Annotated in this window: 18 protein-coding genes and 1 pseudogene; 7 read left to right on the forward strand and 12 right to left on the reverse strand. The window is 62.8% G+C overall.

Translation table 11 applies throughout. From position 1 onward, the window contains the following. Positions 1-182: 182 nt before the first annotated feature. From V6765_RS16455 to V6765_RS16485, 7 genes and pseudogenes are all read right to left on the reverse strand, one after another. Positions 183-1,162 (reverse strand): annotated as a pseudogene (locus tag V6765_RS16455) (aldo/keto reductase). Between the two features lie 97 nt (positions 1,163-1,259). Further along, on the reverse strand, positions 1,260-2,141 hold the full coding sequence (locus V6765_RS16460) for an aldo/keto reductase (protein ID WP_448430666.1): 882 nt from the start codon (positions 2,139-2,141) through the stop codon (positions 1,260-1,262). Positions 2,142-2,300: 159 nt separating this feature from the next. After that, positions 2,301-3,422, reverse strand: a complete 1,122-nt coding sequence (locus tag V6765_RS16465; protein ID WP_448430668.1) for a transporter substrate-binding domain-containing protein — start codon at positions 3,420-3,422, stop codon at positions 2,301-2,303. 19 nt (positions 3,423-3,441) lie between these two features. Then, positions 3,442-4,596 carry a calcium:proton antiporter gene (locus tag V6765_RS16470; protein ID WP_448430670.1) on the reverse strand — a complete coding sequence of 385 codons (1,155 nt, stop codon included), beginning with the start codon at positions 4,594-4,596 and terminating at the stop codon, positions 3,442-3,444. A 148-nt stretch (positions 4,597-4,744) separates the two neighbouring features. Further along, positions 4,745-8,911: a translocation/assembly module TamB domain-containing protein gene (locus tag V6765_RS16475; RefSeq protein ID WP_448430672.1), complete on the reverse strand. Its 4,167-nt coding sequence runs from the start codon at positions 8,909-8,911 to the stop codon at positions 4,745-4,747. Positions 8,912-9,015: 104 nt separating this feature from the next. Further along, positions 9,016-10,938, reverse strand: coding sequence for an autotransporter assembly complex protein TamA (locus V6765_RS16480; RefSeq protein WP_448430674.1), 1,923 nt, complete (start codon positions 10,936-10,938; stop codon positions 9,016-9,018). A gap of 209 nt (positions 10,939-11,147) precedes the next feature. Beyond that, positions 11,148-11,429, reverse strand: a complete 282-nt coding sequence (locus V6765_RS16485) for a glycine zipper domain-containing protein (RefSeq protein WP_230721098.1) — start codon at positions 11,427-11,429, stop codon at positions 11,148-11,150. Positions 11,430-11,845: 416 nt separating this feature from the next. On the opposite strand from V6765_RS16485, the gene hemA reads away from it, so the two are divergent. The 3 genes from hemA to V6765_RS16500 all read left to right on the forward strand — a co-directional run bounded on the left by hemA (position 11,846) and on the right by V6765_RS16500 (position 15,036). Then, on the forward strand, positions 11,846-13,060 hold the full coding sequence (gene hemA / locus V6765_RS16490; RefSeq protein WP_448430676.1) for a 5-aminolevulinate synthase: 1,215 nt from the start codon (positions 11,846-11,848) through the stop codon (positions 13,058-13,060). A 122-nt stretch (positions 13,061-13,182) separates the two neighbouring features. Continuing rightward, positions 13,183-14,298: a serine hydrolase domain-containing protein gene (locus V6765_RS16495; RefSeq protein ID WP_448430678.1), complete on the forward strand. Its 1,116-nt coding sequence runs from the start codon at positions 13,183-13,185 to the stop codon at positions 14,296-14,298. A gap of 48 nt (positions 14,299-14,346) precedes the next feature. Beyond that, complete coding sequence (locus tag V6765_RS16500) at positions 14,347-15,036, forward strand: SDR family NAD(P)-dependent oxidoreductase (RefSeq protein ID WP_448430680.1); 690 nt, start codon at positions 14,347-14,349, stop codon at positions 15,034-15,036. A gap of 3 nt (positions 15,037-15,039) precedes the next feature. On the opposite strand, the gene dxr is transcribed toward V6765_RS16500, so the two are convergent. Then, positions 15,040-16,203: a 1-deoxy-D-xylulose-5-phosphate reductoisomerase gene (dxr, locus tag V6765_RS16505; protein WP_448430682.1), complete on the reverse strand. Its 1,164-nt coding sequence runs from the start codon at positions 16,201-16,203 to the stop codon at positions 15,040-15,042. Positions 16,204-16,399: 196 nt separating this feature from the next. On the opposite strand from dxr, the gene V6765_RS16510 reads away from it, so the two are divergent. After that, positions 16,400-17,281, forward strand: a complete 882-nt coding sequence (locus tag V6765_RS16510; protein WP_448430684.1) for a 3-hydroxybutyryl-CoA dehydrogenase — start codon at positions 16,400-16,402, stop codon at positions 17,279-17,281. A gap of 4 nt (positions 17,282-17,285) precedes the next feature. On the opposite strand, the gene cueR is transcribed toward V6765_RS16510, so the two are convergent. Continuing rightward, positions 17,286-17,687: a Cu(I)-responsive transcriptional regulator gene (gene cueR / locus V6765_RS16515; RefSeq protein ID WP_448430686.1), complete on the reverse strand. Its 402-nt coding sequence runs from the start codon at positions 17,685-17,687 to the stop codon at positions 17,286-17,288. Positions 17,688-17,813: 126 nt separating this feature from the next. Between cueR and V6765_RS16520 the strand changes: the two genes are divergently transcribed. Next, the gene (locus V6765_RS16520) at positions 17,814-18,218 is read left to right on the forward strand and encodes a GFA family protein (protein ID WP_448430688.1); all 405 of its coding nucleotides are present in this window, start codon (positions 17,814-17,816) and stop codon (positions 18,216-18,218) included. 3 nt (positions 18,219-18,221) lie between these two features. Here the strand turns inward: V6765_RS16520 and V6765_RS16525 are convergent, their stop codons facing one another. Together V6765_RS16525 and V6765_RS16530 are read right to left on the reverse strand one after the other, a co-directional pair. Further along, positions 18,222-19,091, reverse strand: coding sequence for an NAD(P)-dependent oxidoreductase (locus V6765_RS16525; RefSeq protein WP_448430690.1), 870 nt, complete (start codon positions 19,089-19,091; stop codon positions 18,222-18,224). Between the two features lies 1 nt (position 19,092). Beyond that, positions 19,093-20,676, reverse strand: a complete 1,584-nt coding sequence (locus tag V6765_RS16530) for a peptide chain release factor 3 (RefSeq protein ID WP_448430692.1) — start codon at positions 20,674-20,676, stop codon at positions 19,093-19,095. Between the two features lie 387 nt (positions 20,677-21,063). Between V6765_RS16530 and dut the strand changes: the two genes are divergently transcribed. Both dut and V6765_RS16540 read left to right on the forward strand, forming a co-directional pair. Next, entirely contained in the window at positions 21,064-21,522 is a 459-nt protein-coding gene (gene dut / locus V6765_RS16535; RefSeq protein WP_448430694.1) for a dUTP diphosphatase, read from the forward strand. 1 nt (position 21,523) lies between these two features. Next, positions 21,524-22,411: a GNAT family N-acetyltransferase gene (locus V6765_RS16540; RefSeq protein ID WP_448430696.1), complete on the forward strand. Its 888-nt coding sequence runs from the start codon at positions 21,524-21,526 to the stop codon at positions 22,409-22,411. Here the strand turns inward: V6765_RS16540 and V6765_RS16545 are convergent. Further along, positions 22,408-23,040 carry a LysE family translocator gene (locus V6765_RS16545; RefSeq protein ID WP_448430698.1) on the reverse strand — a complete coding sequence of 211 codons (633 nt, stop codon included), beginning with the start codon at positions 23,038-23,040 and terminating at the stop codon, positions 22,408-22,410. The genes V6765_RS16540 and V6765_RS16545 overlap by 4 nt on opposite strands. Positions 23,041-23,109: the final 69 nt, after the last annotated feature.

Below are 23,109 nucleotides of genomic sequence, written 5' to 3' on the forward strand. Positions count from 1 at the left end.
CCCGTGCCAGGACAAAGCCTCCCCGCCAGTGTCCTGCCAGAGGCGGGACACATCTGATGGTTAACGGTTTACTAACACGAAAGTTCCCCCGGGCTCAACCGGCGGGCGCAATCACTGCCGCAACCGGTCTTCGACCCGGCTTGACCGGTGCCGGGGACCCGGTCGAAATAGCGCGCCGGCTGCTATTTGAAGCCCATGACGCGGTGGGGAATATAGGGCGCCTCGAGCCGCGAAATCTCGTCCTCGGTGAGCGAGAGTTCCAGCGCGCCCGCGGCATCATCGAGGTGATGCGGCTTGGAGGCGCCGATGATCGGCGCGGAGACGACCTTTTTCGATAGCACCCAGGCAAGCGCCACTTGCGCCATCGGCACGCCGCGTTCTCCGGCGATGGCCTCGACGGCCTCGACCACCTTGCGGTCGGCGTCGGCGGTTTCGGCAAACAGGGTCTTGCCGAATTCGTCGGTTTCGGTGCGGTTGGTCGCGGTGTCGAAAGGCCGGGTCAGGCGGCCGCGCGCCATAGGGCTCCACGGAATGACGCCGATGCCCTCGGCCTCGCACAGCGGCAGCATTTCCCGCTCTTCTTCGCGGTAGAGCAGGTTGACGTAGTTCTGCATGGTCACGAATTTTGTCCAGCCATTCGCCTTCTGGGTGGCGAGCATGGTGGCGAATTGCCAGGCATGCATGGAGGAGGCGCCGATATAGCGCGCCTTGCCGGCCTTCACCACGTCGTGGAGCGCTTCCAGCGTACCTCGATCGGCACGTCGTAGTCGAAACGGTGGATCTGGTAGAGGTCCACATAATCTGTGCCGAGCCGGCGCAGCGAGTTGTCTATTTCCTGCATGATCGCCTTGCGCGAAAGGCCCGCGCCGTTAGGGCCCTCATGCATGCGGTTCATCACCTTGGTGGCCAGCACGATTTCCTCGCGCCGGGCGAAGTCCTTCAGCGCGCGACCGACGATCTCCTCCGAGGTGCCGGCGGAATAGACATTGGCCGTATCGAAGAAGTTGATCCCGTCCTCGACGGCCTTGCGGATGAAGGGCCGGCTTTCCTCCTCGGTAAGCGACCATGGATGGCTGCCCTTGTCGGGCGCGCCATAGGTCATGCAGCCAAGGCAAAGGCGGGAGACATCGAGGCCGGTGCGGCCGAGCTTGACGTATTTCATGGCAGGAAATCCCCGTTTTCGTCAGGGTTGACGATATTTCCGCCGCCGGCAAGGCGAAAATGCAGCCGGCGGCGCTGTGGTCTTTGGAGGTCGCGGATCAGGCCCCCTTTTCAAAGGCCTTCTTGCCCTCGGCATCGAGCGCTGCGAACTCCTCGTCGGACAGCGTGATATTGGCCGCCGCGACATTTTCCTCCAGGTGCTTGACGTTGGAGGTGCCGGGGATCGGCAGCATCACCGGGCTGCGCTTCAGCACCCAGGCAAGCGCGATCTGGCTCGGCGCGGCGCCGTGCTTCGTGGCGATCTCGTCCAGCAGCGAGCCCTTGCTGGCAAGGTCGCCGGCTGCCAGCGGGAACCACGGAATGAAGCCGATATTGTTTTCGGCGCAGTAATCCAGCACCGCCTCGCTGGTGCGGTCGACTAGGTTGTAGCGGTTCTGGACGGTGGCGACGGGGAAGATATTGTTGGCGGCCTCGATTTCGGCGACCGACACTTCGGATAGCCCCGCATGGGCGATCAGGCCCTCATCGAGAAACTCCTTGATCGCGCCGAACTGTTCGTCGGCAGGCACCTTGTCGTCGATGCGGTGAAGCTGCCAGAGGTCGATCTGTTCGACGCCCAGATTGCGCAGGCTCTTGTGAACCTGCTGGCGCAGATATTCTGGCCGCCCGACCGGCAGCCAGACATTCGGCCCGGTGCGGGTCAGCCCGCCCTTGGTGGCGATCCTTACCTCGTTATAGGGATGGAGCGCTTCCTTGATCAGCCATTCGGAAATGTCGGGGCCGTAGCTGTCGGCGGTATCGATGAAATCGACGCCGAGCTCCGGCAGACGCTTCAACGTGGCGATAGCGCCTTCGCGATCATCGGGTTCGCCCCAGATGCCCTTGCCGGTGATCCGCATGGCGCCATAGCCGAGGCGATTGACCTTCAGCTTGCCGCCGATCGAAAATGTGCCGGCCTTGTCGGCGATTTTGTCAGCCATTGTTGTCTCCCGTAATGGAAAATGAATTGCGCAGGCCCGCGAGAAGGTGGTCTGCTATGCATGAGGGATTTCAATCTTCCATTTGACTTGGGACAGGCCGGACGCGATTTCAAGGCGGCGGTTTCTCACGCGGCAAGCGCCGCCGCCTCGGAATCCTCGTTAACGCTCATTGCCGAAATACTGCTGCGCGAGCTCCCGCACCACGCCATCCTCCTGCAGCGCCAGAAGGCGCACCGTGATCGGCTGGATCAGCGTGTCCTGGCCATAGGGCAGGGCGAAGCCGAATTTGTCGGGCGCGAAGATGCGACCGACGACATCGAGCCCGAGTTCGGGGTTCTGGGCCTTGAAATATTCCAGCACCGGCGCATCGCCGACGATCGCGTCAATCTCGGCGCCGCGCAGCGCCGTGACGGCATCGTCCATGCCGGTATAGGTGATGAAGTCGATGCCGTTGCGGCGCATCCGGTTTTCTGCCGTCGATCCCCTGAAGACGCCGACGGTGCGACCCGGCAGGTCATCCGGTCCGGTAATGCTGCCGGTGATCGCGATGCTGGTCATGACGCTGGTAACCGAAGACGTGATATAGGCAACGACGGCGATGCCGATGATCAGCCAGAAGGCCGAGAAAATCTTGCCATACCAGCCGAAAAGCTTGGAACGGGCCGGAAGCGTGCCTCGGGTCACCACCAGCATCACGGCATAGAAGCTCTCCGCCACGCCGTCGCGCCAGCGCTTCGGGAAATTCTTGTCGAAGTGCCGGTCGAACACCGTCAGGCCGATTGTGCCGATGAGGATGAACACGAGCAGCCACGCGTAGTAGCGCAGGTAACCGGCCTCGGCGAGACCGTTCCAGACATTGACCAGCGAGGAAGTGGTCCGGTTATCGATCATGATGCGCAGACCGGAATCGAACCAGGGTTGGGTGAAATCGACGATTTCGGCGCGTTCTTCGGTAATCGAGATAGCGCCGACGGCCACGTCGACGTCTCTCGCCGCCGTTGCGGCGAGCAGGTCGGCGACGGTTTCATATTCGACATAGGTCGGCTTGATGTTGAAGCCGTCCTCGATCTCCCGCCAGAGTTCGCTCGCCATGCCCGTAAGCGTTCCGTCGTCGTGTTTGGTGATGAAGGGCGGCAGCACGCGGTAGCCAACCCTGATCTGTAGCGGTTCGTCTGTCTGCTGGCCGAGGGACGGGACGGCCGATCCGCACAATGCAACAAGCAATAATGCAAAAAGAAGGCCCCAACGGTGCGGTTTCAGGCATTGGCTTGCTTTTGGCATCTGTCGGCGGTCCTTTCGGTTATCCCCTGTAGATCAAGAGAAGGAAGGCGACGAACAGCAGGAAATGCACTGCGCCCTGCAAAAGATTCGTGCGCCCGCTGGAGAATGTGACGATGCTGACGACCAGAATCAGAACCAGAAGCATCGCGTCCGTCGGCGCGAGGCCGAGCTGCAGATTGAGGCCGAGCGCACTCGAAACCGCAAGCATGATCGGCACGGTCAGGCCGATCGTGGCGAGCACGGATCCGAGGAATATATTCACGGAGGATTGCAGCCGCTTGTTGAGGGCGGCCCGGACCCCGCCAATGCCTTCCGGCGTGGTGACCAGGATGGCCATCAGCACCCCGCCGATCACGCCGGGCGCCCCGCGGGTTTCGATGATATAGTCGACCGGCTTGGCGAGCTGTTCGACGAGATAGACCACCGGCACAATGTAGCAGAACAGCAGGATGACGCTCAGCCACAGTGGTCCGGACGGTTTTTCGTGCTCGTCGGCGTGCTCCTCGTCCTCCTCAAGCGGCTGGGAGAAATAGCCGCGGTGCCGTCCCATCTGCATCATCAGGAAAATGAAATAAAGCCCAACCGCCATCAGGCCGACCATCACCTTCTGCAGGTCGCTCAGGGTCGGCCCTTCGGTGGAGCGGGTGAAGTTTGGCAGGATCAGGCTGAACACGGCGAGCGGAATGATCACGCCCAGATAGGCGTTGGCGCCCTGCAGGTTGAAGGTGAGCTCGCGATGGCGCAGCGCCCCGAGCAGCAGCGAAATGCCCAGCATGCCGCCCATGATGATCATCACGACCGAAAACAGCGTATCGCGCACCAGGGCCGGGTTGTTCTCGCCGTTGAGCATCACGGCGGTGATGCTCAACACCTCAATGCCGGTGATCGACAGCGTCAGCACAAGCGTGCCGAAGGGCTCGCCCAGCCGCGCGGAAACCGCCTCGGCATGGCGCACGACGCCGACGGCGGATGCCAGAATCACGAAAAAGAACCAGGCGAGCAGAAAGCCAAGCTTCACCGGGTGGCCCATGTCGTGAAACAGCCTGTCTTCGAACAGGAAGGCGATGATGCTGGTGACGATGGCAATGCCGAGGACACGCTCGCGTCTGACGAAGGCGATAAGGGAGGGCTGCCCCGCGGCTTCGGGCGCGCTATGCTCGCTGGTCAAGGGCATGCCTCCTGATATCCGACGCTTCCGTCGCTCTGGCTATTCGATTGCCATGTTATCGCCATCTTTTCAACTGGCGAGCGCTTCCGGCAGGCTTCTTGCAGGAGCAGAAACCGCCATTTGGGGCGTGTCTCGTGGCCGAGGATGGACGGGACTAGTATTCCTTCTCGTAGAAAATGCCGCCGGAAGCCTCGCCCCGGGATCCCGCCGCTCCCTTCAGAATAAAGTTGCGGCCGATATCGATGTTGACGCTCGCCCGCGTGCCGGTATCCCGGCTCTGCTCGACCTCGAGATAGGTGTTGCTGTTCAAGTACTTGCCGACGCTGACCGCGGTATTGCCGGTTGAATCCGTCGTCAGGTCGAGGTTGTCGACGCCAAGCACGTCCCGGATCGAGCCGAACAGCGACTGTTCGGTCCCGCCCGTCAACTGGATCACCGCATCGGCGAGCTGGGCGATCTGAAGCGCGGAAAGCTGGGATGAGGACTGGTTGAACAGCAACTGCGCCAGGATTTCGTCGTCGGGCAGCGCGGGCACGGAGCTCAGCTTCACCTGCGGGTCGTTGGCCACGCCTTCGAGCGCGATGGTGATCGCGGTGGAGCCGGCATTGGTGTTGGCCCTCAAGTCGATCATCGGGATCAGCGCGCCGCCGAAGGTAATCCGTCCTTGCGTGAAATCGAGCCTGCGGTTGAGGATCGAAAGCCGGCCGCGGATGAGGTCGAAGCCGCCGCTGACGATCGGATCCTGGGTCGTGCCGGTGATGCGCACATTGCCGCCAAGCTCGGCGTCGACGCCGCGCCCGCGCACGAAGATCGCGTTGGGTGCCGAAATGGTCAGGTCGAGCGCCATCGAGGAGCGCGCTTCGCTGGCCTGAGGCGGAGAAAGCGCCTCCGCCTGTCTGAGCACGGCCTTCGACGCGTCCTGATGCACGATATCGATCTGCGATATCGACGCCGGCAGCCGGTCGGGAATGACGATCGCCGTGCGGGCCAGCGTCAGCCGGCCGGCAAGCGTCGGCTGGGTCAGGATCGGCCCTTCCAGCGTCAATGTGCCGTTGGCCGTGGTCGTCAGCAATCGTCCGTCATTGATGACCGCATTGTCGGCCACGAGCTTCAGCGATGCGGGAAAGCCGCCAGTCAGGCCGACGCTGCCGCTGATCGTCAGCGTGCCGCCGGCGGCAAGTCTGCCGGTGATGCCGTCGATCTGCACCCGGTCCCCGGAAAGGGAGACGCGCCCGCCGATATCGTTGAGTGAAATGCCGCGCCTGATGTCGGTGAGCGCGCTGATGGCAAGGTCGACGCCACCGGAATAGCTCGGGCTCGCCAGCGTGCCGCCCACCGTCATGTTGACATCGGCATTGCCGGAAATGGCGAAACCGGAATTGGCGGCAAGTGCTGCGGCGATCTGCATCGGCAGACGACCATTGATCGAGAGGTTCAGCGGTCTGTTGCCGGTGAGCCCGACCGAGCCGGTCGCGCGCGCATTGATGCCCTGCGCATTGGTGATCGTGGTATCGGTCGTCACCTGGCTGCCGTCATAGCGGCCGGTTGTGGTGATGTTGAAGGGCTGTCCACCAAGCGCGCTCGTCTGGGCCACATTGCCGTTGTCGAGGCGGAGATTGTAGTCGGCCGTCGGGTTGGCCGTGGTGCCGCCCGCCATCACCGTGCCCGAAATCGTGCCGCTGGCCCCGAGCGAGGGGACGAACTGGTTGGCGATCGCGGCGGAGACGCCGTTGATATTGGCCGTCAGGTTCAGCCTGTCGCCGACGCTGCCGTTCACGGCAACCGTGCCGCCGCCGATCCCGAGCCTCAGGCTTTGGATATTGGTCGTGCCGTTGGCGATGGTGATCCGGCCGGGCTCGACAAGCCGGAGGCCAAGGCCCATCGGCGAGCCCTCGAGGCGCCTGAGATCGATCGTCAGCGTATCTCCGCGGTTCACGGCCGCTTCCAGCGATACCGGCTGACCGTCGTAGCGGGCCGCGAGGTCGAAGTTCGTGGTCGTGTCCTGGTTGCTGGCGGTAAGCGTGATGTCGGTGATGGTTTGCCCCGCGACGGCAACGGAACCGAGCGTGATCTTGCCGCTTGCCTTCAGCGCGGCGACATCGGCGACCGTCATGTCGGCGTCGAGATTTCTTGCCGTTATGCCGTTGGTGGTGATGCTGTCGCTTCTGGCGTCGATCGACAGGCCGAGCCTGTCATTGGCGTTGTCGAGCTCTACGCGGCCGGAGATCGCGCCTTCGGCCTTCTGGCCGGCAAGGCCGGCGAGCAGCTTCAGGTCCGGGAAATCGAAGCTGATGCCGCCGGCGGGCTGGAACTTTTCATTCAGGATGATGTCGCCGGAAAGCGTGTTGCCGCCAACCGCGCCGTCAATGCCGGCAATCTCGATCTGACCTTCATTGGAGGTGACGTTTGCCGACAGCGAAAGCGGCGCGCCGGCATAGCTGCCCTTGGCGGTGAGCGCGCCGGTGGGTGCCGACATGTCCGCCTTGCCCTTGATCGTGGCCACGAAATTTTCAAGCGTCTCGCCGGTGATGTCGAGACTGTCGGCTCTCACCGTGGCGTCGATTTCGGGCGCGGTCAGCTCGCCGCCGATCGTGGCGTCAAGCACGGCCGAGCCTTTGACCTGCGGCGCGAGCCGTCCAAGCTCGGCAACCGTTGCTTTCAGCGTGGCGTCGATCGTGCCCCCGCTGACGCGGACATCGCCGCCGGCGGTCAGCAGCCCGTTCTCGACTTCGAGATTGGAGAGCGCCACGGCCCCTGAAGCGGTCGAGAGGAAGAAATCGCTTTCGATCCGGGTCATGTCGTCGATCAGGCCGGCAGCCGCGTCGGGAAGCGCGTCGGCGAGCACGAAGAGCTTGGCGTGGCCGGTCGCCTCCTGTGACTCAACGTCGTAGTCGACATTGGCGGTGGCGCCGATGCTGCCGCTTTCAAGCGCGATATCGTCAAGCTTCACGCTCTCTTTTGCAAGCGTCACCCGCGTCTTGAGCGAAAGCGGTGCCTCGATCATGCGGTCGAGGCTTTCATCGGTGAATGCAAGGCTTTCAAGCGAAAGCCCGGCGTTGAAAGCGCCGGTGCGAGTTGCAAGGTTGAAGCCCTTGCCGTTGGCGGCCATCGAAACACCGCTTGTCGAAAGCTGCGGCAGGGAGAGTTGGGACAGAGTGACGGATGCCGAAAGGTCTGCGCTTTCCGCCGCCCCGTGCAGGCTGATGCTGGCGTTTTCCAGGGAGAGCGACAGCGTGCCGTCATCGCCCATCGCCATGGAAAACGGCACGGAACCGCCATTGACGCCCTCAAGCGCGACCTCAAGATCGTTTTCGCCCTTCGGATCATAGGCACCTGAGGCGTTCAGTACGAAGCTGCCAGTCTCGATCTGGCCCCTGCCGATCGCGATCCGCCCGCCGGGATAAAGCGTCGCCTGGACATCGATGCCGGTCTGGCCTTCGACGAGCGACTGGAATTCCGGCGGCGTCAGCGCGGCGAATTCGCCCTGACCGGTGACGGTCACGGTGCGCTCGTCCTTTTCATTCAACTGATGGCGGATATCGATCTCGCCGAGCCGCTCGCCGGAAAGCGCGGCGGTCAGCCGCCCCTTCCAGTCAGAAAGCGGGCCGTCGCCGTCGATCGCGATGTTGAGCGCCGGCGTGCCCGGCAGTTTCAGCAGGGTCGCGACCATGCCGCCTTCCGGCTCGTTCACCTCGGCGGTGATATCGAGGACATTCTCTCCCGGCGCATAATCGATATCGGCCTTCACATAGGTGCCGGCGCGGGCGCGGTGCTCGATGTCGAGCGCGGTCGATATCCGGTCGGAGACGGCGCTCACATGGCCGGAGGCGGAAAGCGGATAGGCTTCGCCCACAACGGCCTCGGCGATGTCGATCTGCGGGAAGTCGAATTTTGCGATGTCAATGCCGATCGGCAGGGAAAAGCCGCCATCCGACTGCGCCTTTTCCGGCGCGGGCTTACCCGGAACGGGAAGGCGGGCAAGCGAAACCGTGCGCGCCGACAGGTTTTCTGCGGCAAAGCGGCCGCTGAAGAGCGCCATCGGCGACCAGTCAAGCGCAATGCCCTCGACCGTGGCATAGGGGCCCTTGATATCGGAGACGGTAACGCTGTCGACGGTGAAATTGCCGGTCAGCGGCGCGCTGACGCGACCCACATGGACGGCGAAATCCGGGGAGGCGATCCGTTTGGTGATCTGGCGGACGGCGAAATTCGCGCCGGCATCGGTATAGCCGATCAGGATGACCGCTGCGGCGACAATCACGATCACCAAAGCCAGTAAGCCCGCAATCACCTGAAACAGTCGTTTGAAGAACACCGCCATGAAACTCCTCGGGCGCGATTTTCCTTAAGCATTTAGAGCGATTTGCGCGCTTTTCCAATCATGCCATGAAAGGCATGAATGCATCGTCAATTGCAAGGAGTTGTCTAAAAACTCTGTCCGATACCGGCATAGATTCCGTAATGGTCGCCATCGGGATAGCGGTCGAGCGGAACCGCGACATCGAGGCGGATCGGGCCGAAACCGGTCAGATAACGCACGCCGATGCCGGCGCCGGCGCGGATATCGGAAAAGTCGGGGAACTGGTCGGCGGAGACGTCGGCGGCATCGATGAACGGCACGACCTGGATGTTTTCGGTCACGCCGATGCGGGCCTCCAGCGTCGCCTCGACATAGGAGCGGCCGCCGGTCTCCTCGCCATTGGCGAGCCGCGGCGAGATCGATTTATAGGCATAGCCGCGAACGCTGCCGCCGCCGCCGGCATAGAACCGGTCGTTTGCGGGAATGTCCTTGAGGTCGCCGCCGCCGACAATGGTCCCGGCGCCCACGCGGGCGGCAAGGGTGAAACGGTCATCCTCGCCCGCCGAAAAATAGGTCGAGCCGACGGCATCGAAGGAGGTGAAGAAATTGCCGTTCAGGAAATCATAGGACGGCTCGGCCGTGGTGATCAGATAAATCCCCTTGGTGGCATTCAGCGGGTCGTTCCTTGTATCGCGGTCGAAACCCACCGGCGCGGAGAAGGTCAGGTAATCCTCGGTGCCGAAAGCATCCTTGATGTGCGAGTAGTCGAGCGTCAGGCCGGCGCTGATCGTGTTGTACTCATTCTGCTCGAAGGTGTAGCTGACGCTGCCGGCGACCGATTTAGCATTGTAGGGGTCCGGGTTTTCCGTGGCGGTCAGCAGGCTTGCGGTAAACATGCCGGACGGATGGAACAGGCCGGGCTTGGTGAAGGTGATGCCGCCGGCAAGATCGAGCGAGTTGACGCCGTAATCGTCCGAGGCGCCGATCCGGGAAACGCCAGCCTCCAGCCGCAGGCCCTCGGCCTGGCCGAAAAGGTTGCGGTGGCCCCAGTAGCCCTCAAGCCCGAGGCCGTCGATCGACGACACGGTGGCGCCGAATCCAAAGTAACGGAACTTGCCGTCGCGCACAGTGATCGTCGTCGGCAGTTGGCCGTTATCGTCCAGCGCGCTCGCGGTGGTGATCGTCACCGAATCGAAGGTGTTCAGCGAGCGCAGGCGGTTGGCGGCGGCGGTGAGCTGCTCGGGCGAATACTGCTCGCCGGGCTTCAGCCGCGAATAGCGCCGGATGAAATCGGGTTCGACGGCCTCCGAGCCTTTCACGGCGATTGCTCCGAGGTCTGCGACCGGCCCGTCATCGGCGCGAATATCGACATCGACCGTGGAATTCGCGTGATCGGCAATCACCTCGCGCCGGGTGATGGTCGCGAACGGGTGGCCCTGATCCTTGAGCTCGGTGGTGATCTCGCGCGCTGCCGCGAGAATGGTGGTCGAATAGGCAGGCTTTCCGGCCACGAGATCGAGCTTTGCGGGGTTGAAGCTTGCCGGCGCGCCTTCGAGGTTGATCCGCGCGAAGGTGAACATCGGCCCGGCCTCAATGGAGACGTTGACGGGAACGGGATCCTCGCGCCCGAAATCGGGCAGGCCGACGATATCCTCGATCGACTGTCCGTCGACGGTGATATTCACCAGCCCGCCATAATAGGCCTTCTCGAACAGCGAGCCGACGAGAATCTGCAGGTCGTCGCGCGCCTTCACCAGCACGCCGAGATCGCCGTCAACGGGCTGGCGCTCGTCGCTGACCAGCGCCGAGCGCCTGCGCAGGAAGCTTTCCAGCTCGCTGTCGCCGCCGGTCACGCTGAAGGTAACGGTATAGTGGACGGGGTCCTGGACGGAGGAGATATCCACCTCCTCCTCGCCCCAGAGATGGATGCCGAACAGGCTGAACGCCTGCGCCTCGCCGCCGGCGGCGAAGATCGCAACGGATATCGCCGGCAGCAGCCTGAGCGCGCGGGATATTCCTGAACTTTGCCGTTTTGAACGGGGTACCATCTTCAACTCGAACCGGATCGCGAAAAATTACATATGCGATAAAATATTAGCAGGTTTCCAAATGCATAGCCCCAGAAAACCGAAAACCCGGCAACAGCATTAACCGTTGGTTACGGACGCTGTGTGTCGGGTCTGGTTTGCCACGGACATTCGCCGCAATTGACGCGCCTTGGCGGGGCCGCCTCCTTTTGAGGCGGCGGCCCTATGTCTTAGCGATAGCCGGGGGGGCAATCGTCGGTGTATTCGCGGCCGTAGCGGTCACGATAGTAGCACTTGCCGGGCTGGTTCTCGACCGCGCGGCCAACAAGAGCGCCGGCGCCTGCGCCGATTGCGCCGCCGACGAGCGCGCCGCCGAGGCCGCCGCCGTCAATGGCCGTGCCGACCAGGGCGCCGGTGCCGGCGCCAATGGCCGCACCTTCCTGGGTGGGCGTGCAGGCCGTTGCCGCAAGCGAAGCAACGCCGATCACAATTCCTGCAAAAATCTTTTTCATGATTCCCTCATCACCTTTTGCGCTTTGGTTCCGCCGCGATCCGACCGCTCCATTGTCCCGGACCCGATCGCCGCCGTCCCTCACATGCAGCCTGCGGCCGCTCTTCCAACACATACCCGAATAGCGTTCCGGCGAAAAGCAAAAAGGTCTTCCGCCGGGCCATTACGCCTTAGGTGAATGCTTAATGTCCGGGGAAATGATATGTTCCATTTTTCTGAAAAATCCGAATCTGTGCGGCAAATTGACCCTGATCAAGTTTTGCCGAGGCGGTTGCGCGTAGGTAAAGTTTGGAATAGTTCAAACTAAGGGCTGATTGTCGCAGGATCAGGAAACAGGCCGCGATACGGGTTGACGGGGCGCGCTCTTCGTCAAATCCTGTCGGAAAACAACAAGGCCGGTGGTGGAGCATCTGGGTAATGGATTTCGAAGCATTCTTCAAAAACGAGCTGGCGGAACTGCATGATGAGGGCCGCTACCGCGTTTTCGCCGAACTGAAGCGTCATCGCGGCGAATTCCCGCGCGCCTCCCGGTTCAAGGATGGCGCCGCCTCCAACGTCACCGTCTGGTGTTCCAACGATTATCTCGGCATGGGCCAGTGTCCCACCGTGATCGCCGCCATGCAGGAGGCGATCGAGGCTTGCGGGGCAGGGGCCGGCGGCACACGCAATATTTCCGGCACCAATTACTACCACGTGCAGCTTGAGCAGGAACTGGCCGATCTCCACCACAAGGAAGCAGCCCTGATCTTCACCTCCGGCTATGTCTCCAACTGGGCGACGCTCGGCACGCTGGGCGAAAAAATCCCGGGCCTGATCATCTTTTCCGACGCGCTCAACCACGCCTCGATGATCGAGGGCATCCGTCACGGCAAGTCGGCGCGGGCGATCTTCCGCCACAACGACCTCAACGATCTCGAGGCCAAGCTGAAGGCCGCCGATCCGGATGCGCCGAAGCTGATCGCCTTCGAATCGGTCTATTCGATGGATGGCGATATCGCGCCGATCAAGGAAATCTGCGATCTCGCCGACAAATACGGCGCGATGACCTATCTCGACGAGGTCCATGCCGTCGGCATGTACGGCCCGCGCGGCGGCGGCGTCGCCGAGCGCGAGGGGCTGATGGACCGGATCACCATCATCGAGGGTACGCTCGGCAAGGCCTTCGGCGTCATGGGCGGCTATATCACCGGGTCGAAGGCGGTCGTCGATTTCATCCGCTCCTTTGCCTCGGGCTTCATCTTCACCACCGCGCTGCCGCCGGCGCTTGCCGCCGGTGCTGTCGCCTCGATCCGCCACCTCAAGGTCAGCCAGATCGAGCGGACCCGTCACCGCGAACGCGTGGAGACGTTGCGCGCCAAGCTCGACCGCCAGGGCATCCCGCATATGGCCAATCCGAGCCATATCGTGCCGGTGATGGTGGGCGACGCCTCCAAGTGCAAGTGGATTTCGGACATTCTGCTCGATGATTTCGGCGTCTATGTCCAGCCGATCAACTATCCGACTGTGCCGCGCAAGACCGAGCGCCTGCGCTTCACGCCGACCCCGCTGCACACCGATGCCGACATGGACCACCTTGTTTCGGCGCTGCATTCGCTGTGGTCGCAGTGTGCTCTGGCGCGCGCCGTCGCCTGATGGCGGCAACACCCGCGCCGGGACGATTTTTTCAGAAGCGGGCGGAACACGGCCCGCTTTTTTCTTGAAGTTTTCGGCCTCCGGCGTTCTGCTTTGGCAAAACCGTAGCGGAGACTTTTCTCATGACAATTGAAACACGTGTAAACGCGGCCATCGACCAGGCCATCGGCGAGAAGCGCATCGTGGGCGCCGTCGTCATGGTTGCGCGCGGCGATGAACTCATCTTTTCCCGCGCCGCCGGTCTCGCCGATCGCGAAAGCGGCCAACCTGTTGCTGCAGACACGATTTTCCGCCTTGCCTCCGTCACCAAGCCGATTGTCGCGACGACAGCGCTTGTGATGATGGAGAAGGGGTTGTTTTCGCTCGACGACAAAGTGAGCGATCATCTGCCCTGGTTTCACCCGACCGGGCCGGATGGCGCGCCGGCTGATATCAGGGTTCGTCATCTCCTTACCCATACGGCCGGACTGGATTATACCGGCGGCGCTGGGCAATTGCCGCCCGGCGAAACGGTGAACACGGGCCTCACCGATACCGATCTTACCTTCGAGCAGAATTTTTCCAGGCTGAACCATTTTCCGCTCGCCTTTGTGCCCGGCACGGCATGGGCCTATTCCGTGGCGATCGACATTCTCGGCGCGATGTTGTCTTCTGTCGCCGGTGTCGAGCTTGAAGCCGTTATCCGGCAATATGTGGCCGACCCGCTCGGCATGGACGACACCTGGTTTTCCGTCACCGACGCGCGACGGCTGGCAACGCCCTATGGCGACGGCGCGCCCGAGCCGGAGCGCATGGGCACGCGCCATACGGTGCACGACGCGGAGGGCATCGCCTTCACGTTCGAGCCGGTGCGCATCTTCAACCCCCGCGCCTATCAGTCCGGCGGCGCCGGCATGGCGGGCACGGCCGGTGATTTCCTGAAACTGTTGCAGGACCTTCTCCGTCCGCAAGGCCTGCTGACGCCGGAGACCGCCAGGGCGGCACTTTCCACGCAGACCGGATCGCTTGCCGTGCGCCCGGGCAAGTCATTCGGCTATGTCGGATCGGTTGTCGTCAATCCGGCGGAAGCCGGAACGGTCCTGCCGGAAGGGGCCGTGACCTGGGGCGGGGTCTACGGCAATTGCTGGGCTCTGGATCCGGCCAGCGGCACGACGGCCGTTATCATGACGAACACCGCCGTCGAAGGATGCAACGGCGCCTTCCCCGAAGAGATATGGCGGGCGATCTTCGCTGCCTGATCTGCAAGAGCCGTCGGGTCGTAGTGCTCTCTCAAAAGGGAGAGAACAATGTCGGCAGCCAGTATGAACAGCCTTGCCGAAGGCTATCGTGCGCTCGTGATCGGCGCCTCAGGCGGCATCGGCCAGGCCTTCTCAACGGCCCTTGCCGATGATCCGCGTTGTGCCGGGCTTGAGCGTCTTTCGCGAAGTTCGGATGGCATTGAGATCACGAGCGAGCCTTCAATCGCGGAATCTGCGAAACGGTTCCTGATCCTTTGCGCGACCGGGGCGCTGCATATCAATGGCGTTGGGCCTGAGAAGACCATCCGGGCGCTTGATGGCGAAGCGATGGCGCGGCAATTTGCCGTCAATGCCACAGGACCTGCGCTGGTGCTGAAGCATTTTCTGCCCCTGGTCGCTCGCGATCGCCGCGCGATCTTTGGCTGTCTTTCCGCGCGCGTCGGCTCGATCGGCGACAATCACATCGGGGGCTGGACATCCTATCGGGCATCGAAGGCGGCGTTGAACCAGATTGTCCGCACCACATCGATCGAGGCAAGGCGAAAGCTGCGCGGGCTGTCTGTGGTAGCGCTGCACCCGGGCACGGTTGCCACATCGCTTTCCGAACCTTTTGCGGCTGGCAATCGTCGTGTTGAAGCGGGCGAGGCCGCGAAAAACATGCTTGCCGCGCTTGATGGGCTGGAGGAAGGCGAAACGGGTATCTTCCTTGCCTATGACGGCAGCCGCATTGAATGGTAATGCCTACGAGTTCAAAAGCTCAGCCGCTCTTCGGCGCGCTTCGCCATCGGCTGCGTAGATGTCCCCAATACCGGTTGCCGCTGGCAGATCGTAGAGGGCGTCCATCACGCCTTCCGTGATTTCGGCCATTTCCAGAAAGCCGCAACGGCCTTCGATGAAGGCTTCGAGTGCCACTTCCTTGGCGGCGTTCAGCACCGCGCCCTGCAGGCCGCCGCGCGTCATGGCAAGCCGGGCAAGCCGGAGCGCGGGGAAGCGGGTCTCGTCGGGCGCTTCGAAATCGAGCCGCGCGAGCTTGATGAAATCCAGCCTTTCCACCGAAAGCGGGCGGCGTTCGGGATAGGCGAGCGCATAGCCGATGGCGGTGCGCATGTCGGGCGCGCCGAGTTGGGCCAGGATCGAGCCATCGGCATAACCGACCATGGAATGAATGATCGATTGTGGGTGAACCACCACCTCCACCTGTTCGGGCGCAAGGTCGAACAGATGCTGCGCCTCGATCATTTCCAGTGCCTTGTTGAACATCGAGGCGCTGTCGATCGAGATTTTCAGCCCCATCGACCAGTTTGGGTGGGCGCGCGCGGTCGCCGCGTCGACATGGCGCATCTCGTCCAGCGACATCTGGCGGAACGGGCCGCCGGATGCGGTGATGACCACCCGGTCGAGCGCGCGGCGCTGGTTTTCCTCGAAGACCTGGAAGATCGCGGAATGTTCGCTGTCGACCGGGATCAGCATGCCGCCGCCGCGGTTCACCGCCTCCATGAAAAGCGGTCCGGCGGATACCAGACATTCCTTGTTGGCAAGCGCGATATCCGCGCCGGCGGCAGCGGCCTTAAGCGTCGGGGCAAGCCCGGCCGTGCCGACAATCGCTGCCATCACGATGCCATTGTTGCGGTTGGCCGCCTCGTCGAGACCGCTGGCGCCTGAAGCGGCTTCGATGCCGGTGCCGGAAAGCGCTTGCTTCAGGTCGTCATAGCGGCTTTCATCGGCGGTGACGGCCATGGCGGCGCCGTGTTCGATCGCGAGCCGGGCGAGCGCCTCGACATTCGAATTGCCGGTCACCGCGGTGATCTCGAAGGCGTCCCGCCCGCCAAGCTGGGCGATGACATCGAGCGTGTTGATACCGATGGAGCCGGTCGCGCCGAAGATTGCGATGCGTCGCGTCTGCATGTTTCCGCCTGTCGTTCCTCTCCGACAGGCTCTAGCGGGTTTTTCGGTGCGACAACAGGGGGCGGGTGGATATTCCCTTGCTTTGTGCCGCCGCCTGCCGTCCTGCCGCAAGGCACTGGAAAAACCGGGCCCGAGGCTTTATCAAAGTCCGGGGTCGCCTGCCGTGACCGAGAGACGAGGAACGAGGGAGTGCGAGATGGCCGATACTATCAAGCGCGTCGGCGTGATCGGCGCCGGGGCCATGGGCTGCGGCGTCGCCCATGTCTGCGCAGTCGCCGGCTACGACGTCCACCTGATCGACGCCGGACAACAGCAGATCGAGCGCGGGCTTGCCACCATCAACGGCAATCTGGCGCGACAGGTCACCTCCGGCAAACTGTCTGATGACGAGCGCAAGAAGGCGCTGAAGCTGATCACCGCCTCGACCGATCTCCAGGACCTTGCCTCCGCCGATATCGTGATCGAGGCGATCACCGAGGACGAGGCGGAGAAGCGCGCGCTCTACGCGAAACTCTGCCCGATCCTGAAGCCGGAAACCCTGCTGGCCAGCAACACCTCGTCCTTCTCGATCACCCGTCTTGCTGCCGCCACCGATCGGCCGGAGCGGTTCATGGGCGTGCATTTCATGAACCCGGTGCCGGTGATGGAGCTTGTGGAACTGGTGCGCGGCATCGCCACCGAGGAGGCGACCTTCGAGACCGCGCGGGAATTCGTGCGTGCGCTCGGCAAGACGCCGACCGTTTCGGAGGACTTCCCGGCCTTCATCGTCAACCGCATCCTGCTGCCGATGATCAACGAGGCGATCTACGTGCTCTACGAGGGCGTCGGGACCGTCGACCACATCGACACCGCGATGAAGCTGGGCGCCCGCCACCCAATGGGACCGCTGGAGCTTGCCGATTTCATCGGCCTCGACACCTGCCTTTCGGGCATGCAGATGTTGCATGAGGGCCTCGCCGACAACAAGTATCGCCCGTGCCCGCTGCTGGTGAAATATGTCGATGCCGGCTGGCTCGGCCGCAAATCCGGCCGCGGGTTCTACGATTATCGCGGCGAGGAGCCGGTGCCCACGCGGTAAGGCGTCAGTTGCAACAATTGCTGCCGGACGACAGTTCTTCCAGGATCGGACAGTCGGGCCGGTGGTCGCCGTGGCAATGGTCGGCGAGGTGCTGGAGCGTTGCCTTCAGCCCGGCGAGACGGGCAAGCTTCTCGTCGATCTCGGCGATCTTGGCGGTTGCCAGCGCCTTCACCTCGGCGCTTTCGCGGGCGTCGTCGTCATAGAGCGACAGCAGCAGCCGGCATTCCTCGACGGAAAAGCCGAGATCGCGCGAGCGGTGAATGAAATTCAGCCGGTGGACATGATTGGCGGAATAATCGCGATAGCCGTTTTCGGCGCGATCCGCCACGACGAGGCCGATTTCCTCGTAATAGCGGATGGTCTTGGGCGGCAGTCCCGATTGTTTCGCAGCCTGTCCGATGTTCATGGCCAAATTCTCCGATCATCTATTCAGCAGATGTGATGCCTGCTTCAAAATTCTTCAAGTCCGTGACCGTTGTCTCGCCGCCTGTCTTCGTGCGACGGTGCGTAACCCTTGAAAAACGGAGTTCGCATGAAGATCACCGGCGGATGCTATTGCGGCAAGGTCCGCTTCGAAGCCGAAATCGACCCGGATGACGTGGTGATATGCCATTGCACCGATTGCCAGCGCCTGAGCGGCTCGCCCTATCGGACCACCGTTCTCGTGCCCCGTCCCGATGTCGAGATCACATCGGGCGTGACGCGCAGCTATTGGAAAATGGCCGAGAGCGGTCGCAAACGCGAGCAGTTTTTCTGCGAAAACTGCGGTTCGCCGCTTTTTACCGGTGGTGAAGGCGCCGACGAAGACGATTGGGGTATACGCTGGGGCATGATCGACCAGCGCGATGCGCTGCCGCCGAAACGGCAGATCTGGTGTCGCTCTGCCGCTCCCTGGCTTGACGGGGTCACCGCGCTGCCGGGCGAAGCAACGGAATAGGCTTCAGTCCTGCGACAACGCCATGCGCAGCATCGCCGCAAGGTCTTCATCGCCGCTGCCGTTTTCAAGGCAGGCCTTGTAGCTGGCAAGGGCCGCGTCGATCGCCGGCGTATCTACGTCATAGCTGTCGGCGACGCTGGCGAAAAGCGTGGCGTCCTTTACCGCGCCGCGCACGGGAAAGCCCACGCTCCTGTCATGGCCGCGAATGCGCGGCGCGCGGGCTTTCAGCGCGGGCGTTCCGACGGGACTGGTCATCAGGATATCGAGCATTTTGTCGAGGCTGAGGCCGGCGCGCTTGCCGGTCATCAGCGCCTCGCGCAGCACTTCCCAATAGCCGCAGAGCACCATGTTGTTGACGATCTTGGCCGCCGCACCGGTGCCGAGCGGGCCGGTGTGGTGAATGCGGTCGGAGAGCGTGTCGGCAACCGGCATGAAGCGCTCGAAATCAACATCCGCGCCACCGACATAAAGCCCGGCCTTGCCGGAAATCACCAGTTCCGGGCCGCCGGAGATCGGCGCGTCGATGGCGCTGCCGCCCTTGGCCTTGATGCCCGCCGAATAGCGCTTCAGCAAGGCGGGGCTGACGGTCGAGGTCTCGACCACCAGCTTGCCGGGAAGCGATGTGGTCAGCAGCGCCTCAAGCACCGCCTCCACCGCCGCATCATCGATCAGCGAGGTGAGGATGATATCGGCCTTGTGGGCGAGCATGGCGGGGTTCATCGCCACCTCGGCGTGGGTCTCGGAGGCAAGCTCCATCGAAACGCCGCCGCGCGACCAGACCACCAGCGGAAAGCCATAGGCGGAAAGCCTGCGCGCCATGGCGGTACCCATGCGGCCCATGCCGCAAATGCCGATCGTTTCCTTCTCAGCCATATCAGGCCGCCTTTGCCTGATGATATTCCTTGATCGCGATCATCCGGATTTCCGGCGCCCGCTCGCTCTCGTAATTCAGCGAGAAACCGTCCTGCGCCATGAACACCGGATCGCCGTCGAGGTCGCGGGCGATATCGCCGCGATGGCCGGAGATGAATTTTTCCAGATCGGCGTTCTTCTCGGCCGAAATCCAGCGGCAGACGGAAAAACGCGCCATCTCGAAGGACACCGGCAGGCCGTATTCCGCCTTCAGCCGCTCCTTCAGCACGTCGAGCTGCAGCGCGCCGACAACGCCGACGATTGCCGGTGAGCCGTCCTCGGGCGTGAAGAGCTGCACCACGCCTTCCTCGGCCATCTGCTGCAGCGCTTCCTTCAGCTTCTTGGCCTTCATCGCATCTTCCAGCCGCACGCGACGGAGAATTTCCGGCGCGAAGTTCGGCACGCCCTGGAACACCAGCGCCTCGCCATCGGTCAGCGTGTCGCCGATCCGGAGCGCGCCATGGTTAGGAATGCCGACAACATCGCCGGCATAGGCGGTATCGGCAAGCTGGCGCTGCGAGGCGAAGAAGAATTGCGGCGCGGTGAGGCCCATCTGCTTGCCGGTACGGGCAAGCCGCGCCTTCATGCCGCGCGTCAGCGTGCCGGAGCACACGCGCACGAAAGCGATGCGGTCGCGGTGGTTCGGGTCCATGTTGGCCTGGATCTTGAACACGAAGGCGCTCATCTTCGGGTCGGTCGCCTCCACGGTGCGGACATCCGCCACCTGCGCGCGCGGCGCTGGCGCGAAGTCGGAGAGCGCGTGGATGAGATCGCGAACGCCGTTGTTCCGAAGCGCCGAGCCGAAATAGACCGGCGTCATATGGCCTTCCAGAAACGCCTGTCGGTCGAAGGCCGGATAGCCGTCGATCGCAAGTTCCGCCATTTCCGCCCAGTCCTGCCGCTCATGCTCCGGCAGTTTCTCGGAAACCACTTCCGGGCCGTTCACCTTGGTGAGCTCGGTCTGGCTGTCGCCATAGCGCACGGCGCTGTCCTTCAGGTGATAGGTGCCGGCAAAGCTCTTGCCCTGGCCGATCGGCCAGGTCATCGGAACGGTGTCGAGCGCGAGCTTCTCCTGCACTTCCTCGAGAATTTCGAACGTGTCGCGGGCCTCGCGGTCCATCTTGTTGACGAAGGTGATGATCGGGATATCGCGCAGGCGGCAGACTTCGAACAGTTTCAGCGTCCGCGGCTCGATGCCCTTGGCCGCATCGATCACCATGATGGCGGCGTCGACGGCCGTCAGCGTGCGATAGGTGTCGTCGGCGAAGTCTTCGTGGCCGGGGGTGTCGAGCAGGTTGTAGACGGTGTTGTCATATTCGAAGGTCATCACCGAGGTGACCACCGAAATGCCGCGTTCGCGCTCGATCTTCATCCAGTCCGACCGGGTCTGGATGCGGTCCTTTTTCGCCTTCACCTCGCCGGCAAGCTGGATCGCGCCGCCGAACAGCAGCAGCTTTTCGGTCAGCGTGGTTTTCCCGGCGTCGGGATGCGAGATGATCGCGAAGGTGCGGCGGCGGGCAACCGCCTCGGCAAGCGTTTCGGGCATCGGCTGAATATCCTGTTGATGGCGGCCTATGTAGCGATTTGGGCTACAAGATGCAATTGACCTGTCACACGCCGATGGCGAAGGATAAAGGCGAGATCGATGAGGGCCTCGCAACCCACAATCTCCCCCCTTGAGAACAGGGGTATCGCATATGGCGCAGCTTGCTCCCAATTCTCTCTCCCGCTTGCGGGAGAGATGCCCCGAAAGGGGCAGTGAGGGTGAAGCTGCATACCAGAGCTGTGAGGTCGTTCGCGATGATACGCTCCCCCCTCACTGTCGCTGTCGCGACATCTCTCCCCTCCGGGGCGAGAAGATTGGGGGGCTATGCGAGGGAGATCGGCCAGAGGTGAGGTGGCCGTGCAACGTGACAGGTCCCGGGTGACTGCAATGAACATGGAAACGAAAATGACGCTGAAGCTGAAACGCCTGGAACACGCCGAGGGCATAGAGCCGCCTGCCTACGAAACCTCCGGTTCCGCCGGCATGGATATCCGCGCCGCGCTCGAAGCGCCGATGACGCTTGAGCCCGGCAAGCGGGCGCTGGTCCCGACCGGCTTCATCTTCGAAATCCCGGTAGGCTACGAGGCTCAGATCCGCCCGCGCTCCGGCCTCGCCTTCAAGCACGGCATCACCTGCCTCAACACCCCCGGCACGATCGACAGCGATTATCGCGGCGAGGTGAAAGTGCTGCTCGTCAATCTCGGCGAGGAAGCCTTCACAATCGAACGCGGCATGCGCATCGCCCAGGTCATCATCGCCCCGGTCAAGCAGATGCCGGTCACCGTCGTGGACGCGTTGACGGAAACGCAGCGCGGCGCGGGCGGTTTTGGGTCGACGGGCGTTTGAGGTGGAAATCGGGCTGATATTCCGGCAGGACTATTTGTCCGATCCCGCCGCCTTCGAGGCCCTTGCGGCTCTGCTGGAGGAGACGTTCGAGATCGATATCCGGCCCGCGCTTTCGCTTGCCAGTCTGGACAAGACCACCATGCCGTTCGGCTATTTCGATGCGGATGGGCGGTGCGTCGCGAACTTCTCGGTGTTTTCGATGCCGCTGATGGTCGAGGGTCGGCGGATTATGGCTGCGGCCTATCAGTCCGGTGCGGTCAGGCCGGAATATCGGGGGCAGGGGCTTTACGGTGACCTGATGCGCCGCGCCTTTGAACACGCCCGCGCAACGGGCCACGAGGCCGATATCCTGATGACCGACAAGCCGGGGATTTACGAGCCCTATGGCCTGCGGCAGGTCCGGTTGTTCGGTTTCCGCGGGCCCGCGCCGGCAGGCTATCCGCAAACGGCATTCGGCCGCACGCTCTCAATGGAGAGTGAAGACGATGTCGCGCTTGTTGCCGGGATGCTCGATCGTCGCGAACCGGTCTCCCGCCGCTTTGCGGTTTGTGGAATGAAGGAACTGTTTCTGCTCAACGCGCTGTGGCAGAGGGATGAGATGACCCTGACCCATCTTCCCGGGACCGATGCCGTCATCGCCTGGAAGGCAAAGGAAGGGCGACTGGTGATCTACGATATAATTGCCCTGGCGATGCCTGCTCTCTCCGAAATCTGCGACGGACTTGGCGGCGGCTTTCCGGAAGTCGAAACCCGGTTCAGCCCGGACCTCCTGCAATGGCCGCAAGCGCAGCCGGTTGCCGATGAGCATGCCTATCTGATGGCGTCGGAAGCGCTTGCTGAACAGATTGGCAAGATACAGGCCGGTTTCGGTCCGCTTGCGGAGTTCTAACGCCGCGCTTCCAGCACCATCCGGGCGGCAAGGCCGGCGAGGACCGTTCCCATCAAATAGCGCTGGATGCGCGACCAGAGCGGACGCTTTGCCAGAAAGACGGCGATGGCCCCGGCGCCGATGACGATCAAGGCGTTGACGGCCATGCTGACGCCGATCTGTGCAAAGCCCAGGGTCAGCGTCTGCGACAGGATATGCCCCCGTTCCGGATCGATGAATTGCGGCAGAAGCGACAGATACAGCACTGCCGATTTCGGATTGAGCAGGTTGGTCGCCAATCCCATGACGAACAGCTTGCGAATACTGTCCGATGGCAGCCGGCGGACGGCAAAGGCGGACTGACTGCCAGGCCGGATCGCGTTCCAGGCGAGGTAGAGCAAGTAGCAGGCCCCCAGAAACCTGATGGCGTCATAGGCAAAGGGAACCGCCAGCAGCAGCACCGTCAGCCCGAAGGCCGCGGACAGCATGTAAACGACAAACCCGATGCCAACGCCCGCAAGCGAGACCAGGCCGGCGGCGGGACCCTGGCAGATCGACCGCGAAATCAGGTAGATCATGTTCGGGCCCGGCGTCAGAACCATGGCGAGCGCGATCAGTACGAAAGCCAGAAGGTGATGGGCGTCGGGCATGGTGGTCTCCTGATGAATGGCCCCGTTGTAGCCGAAAAGGGGGCTATGGCAAGTTGGGACCTGACAGGA

Source organism: Martelella sp. FOR1707 (genome assembly GCF_053484265.1).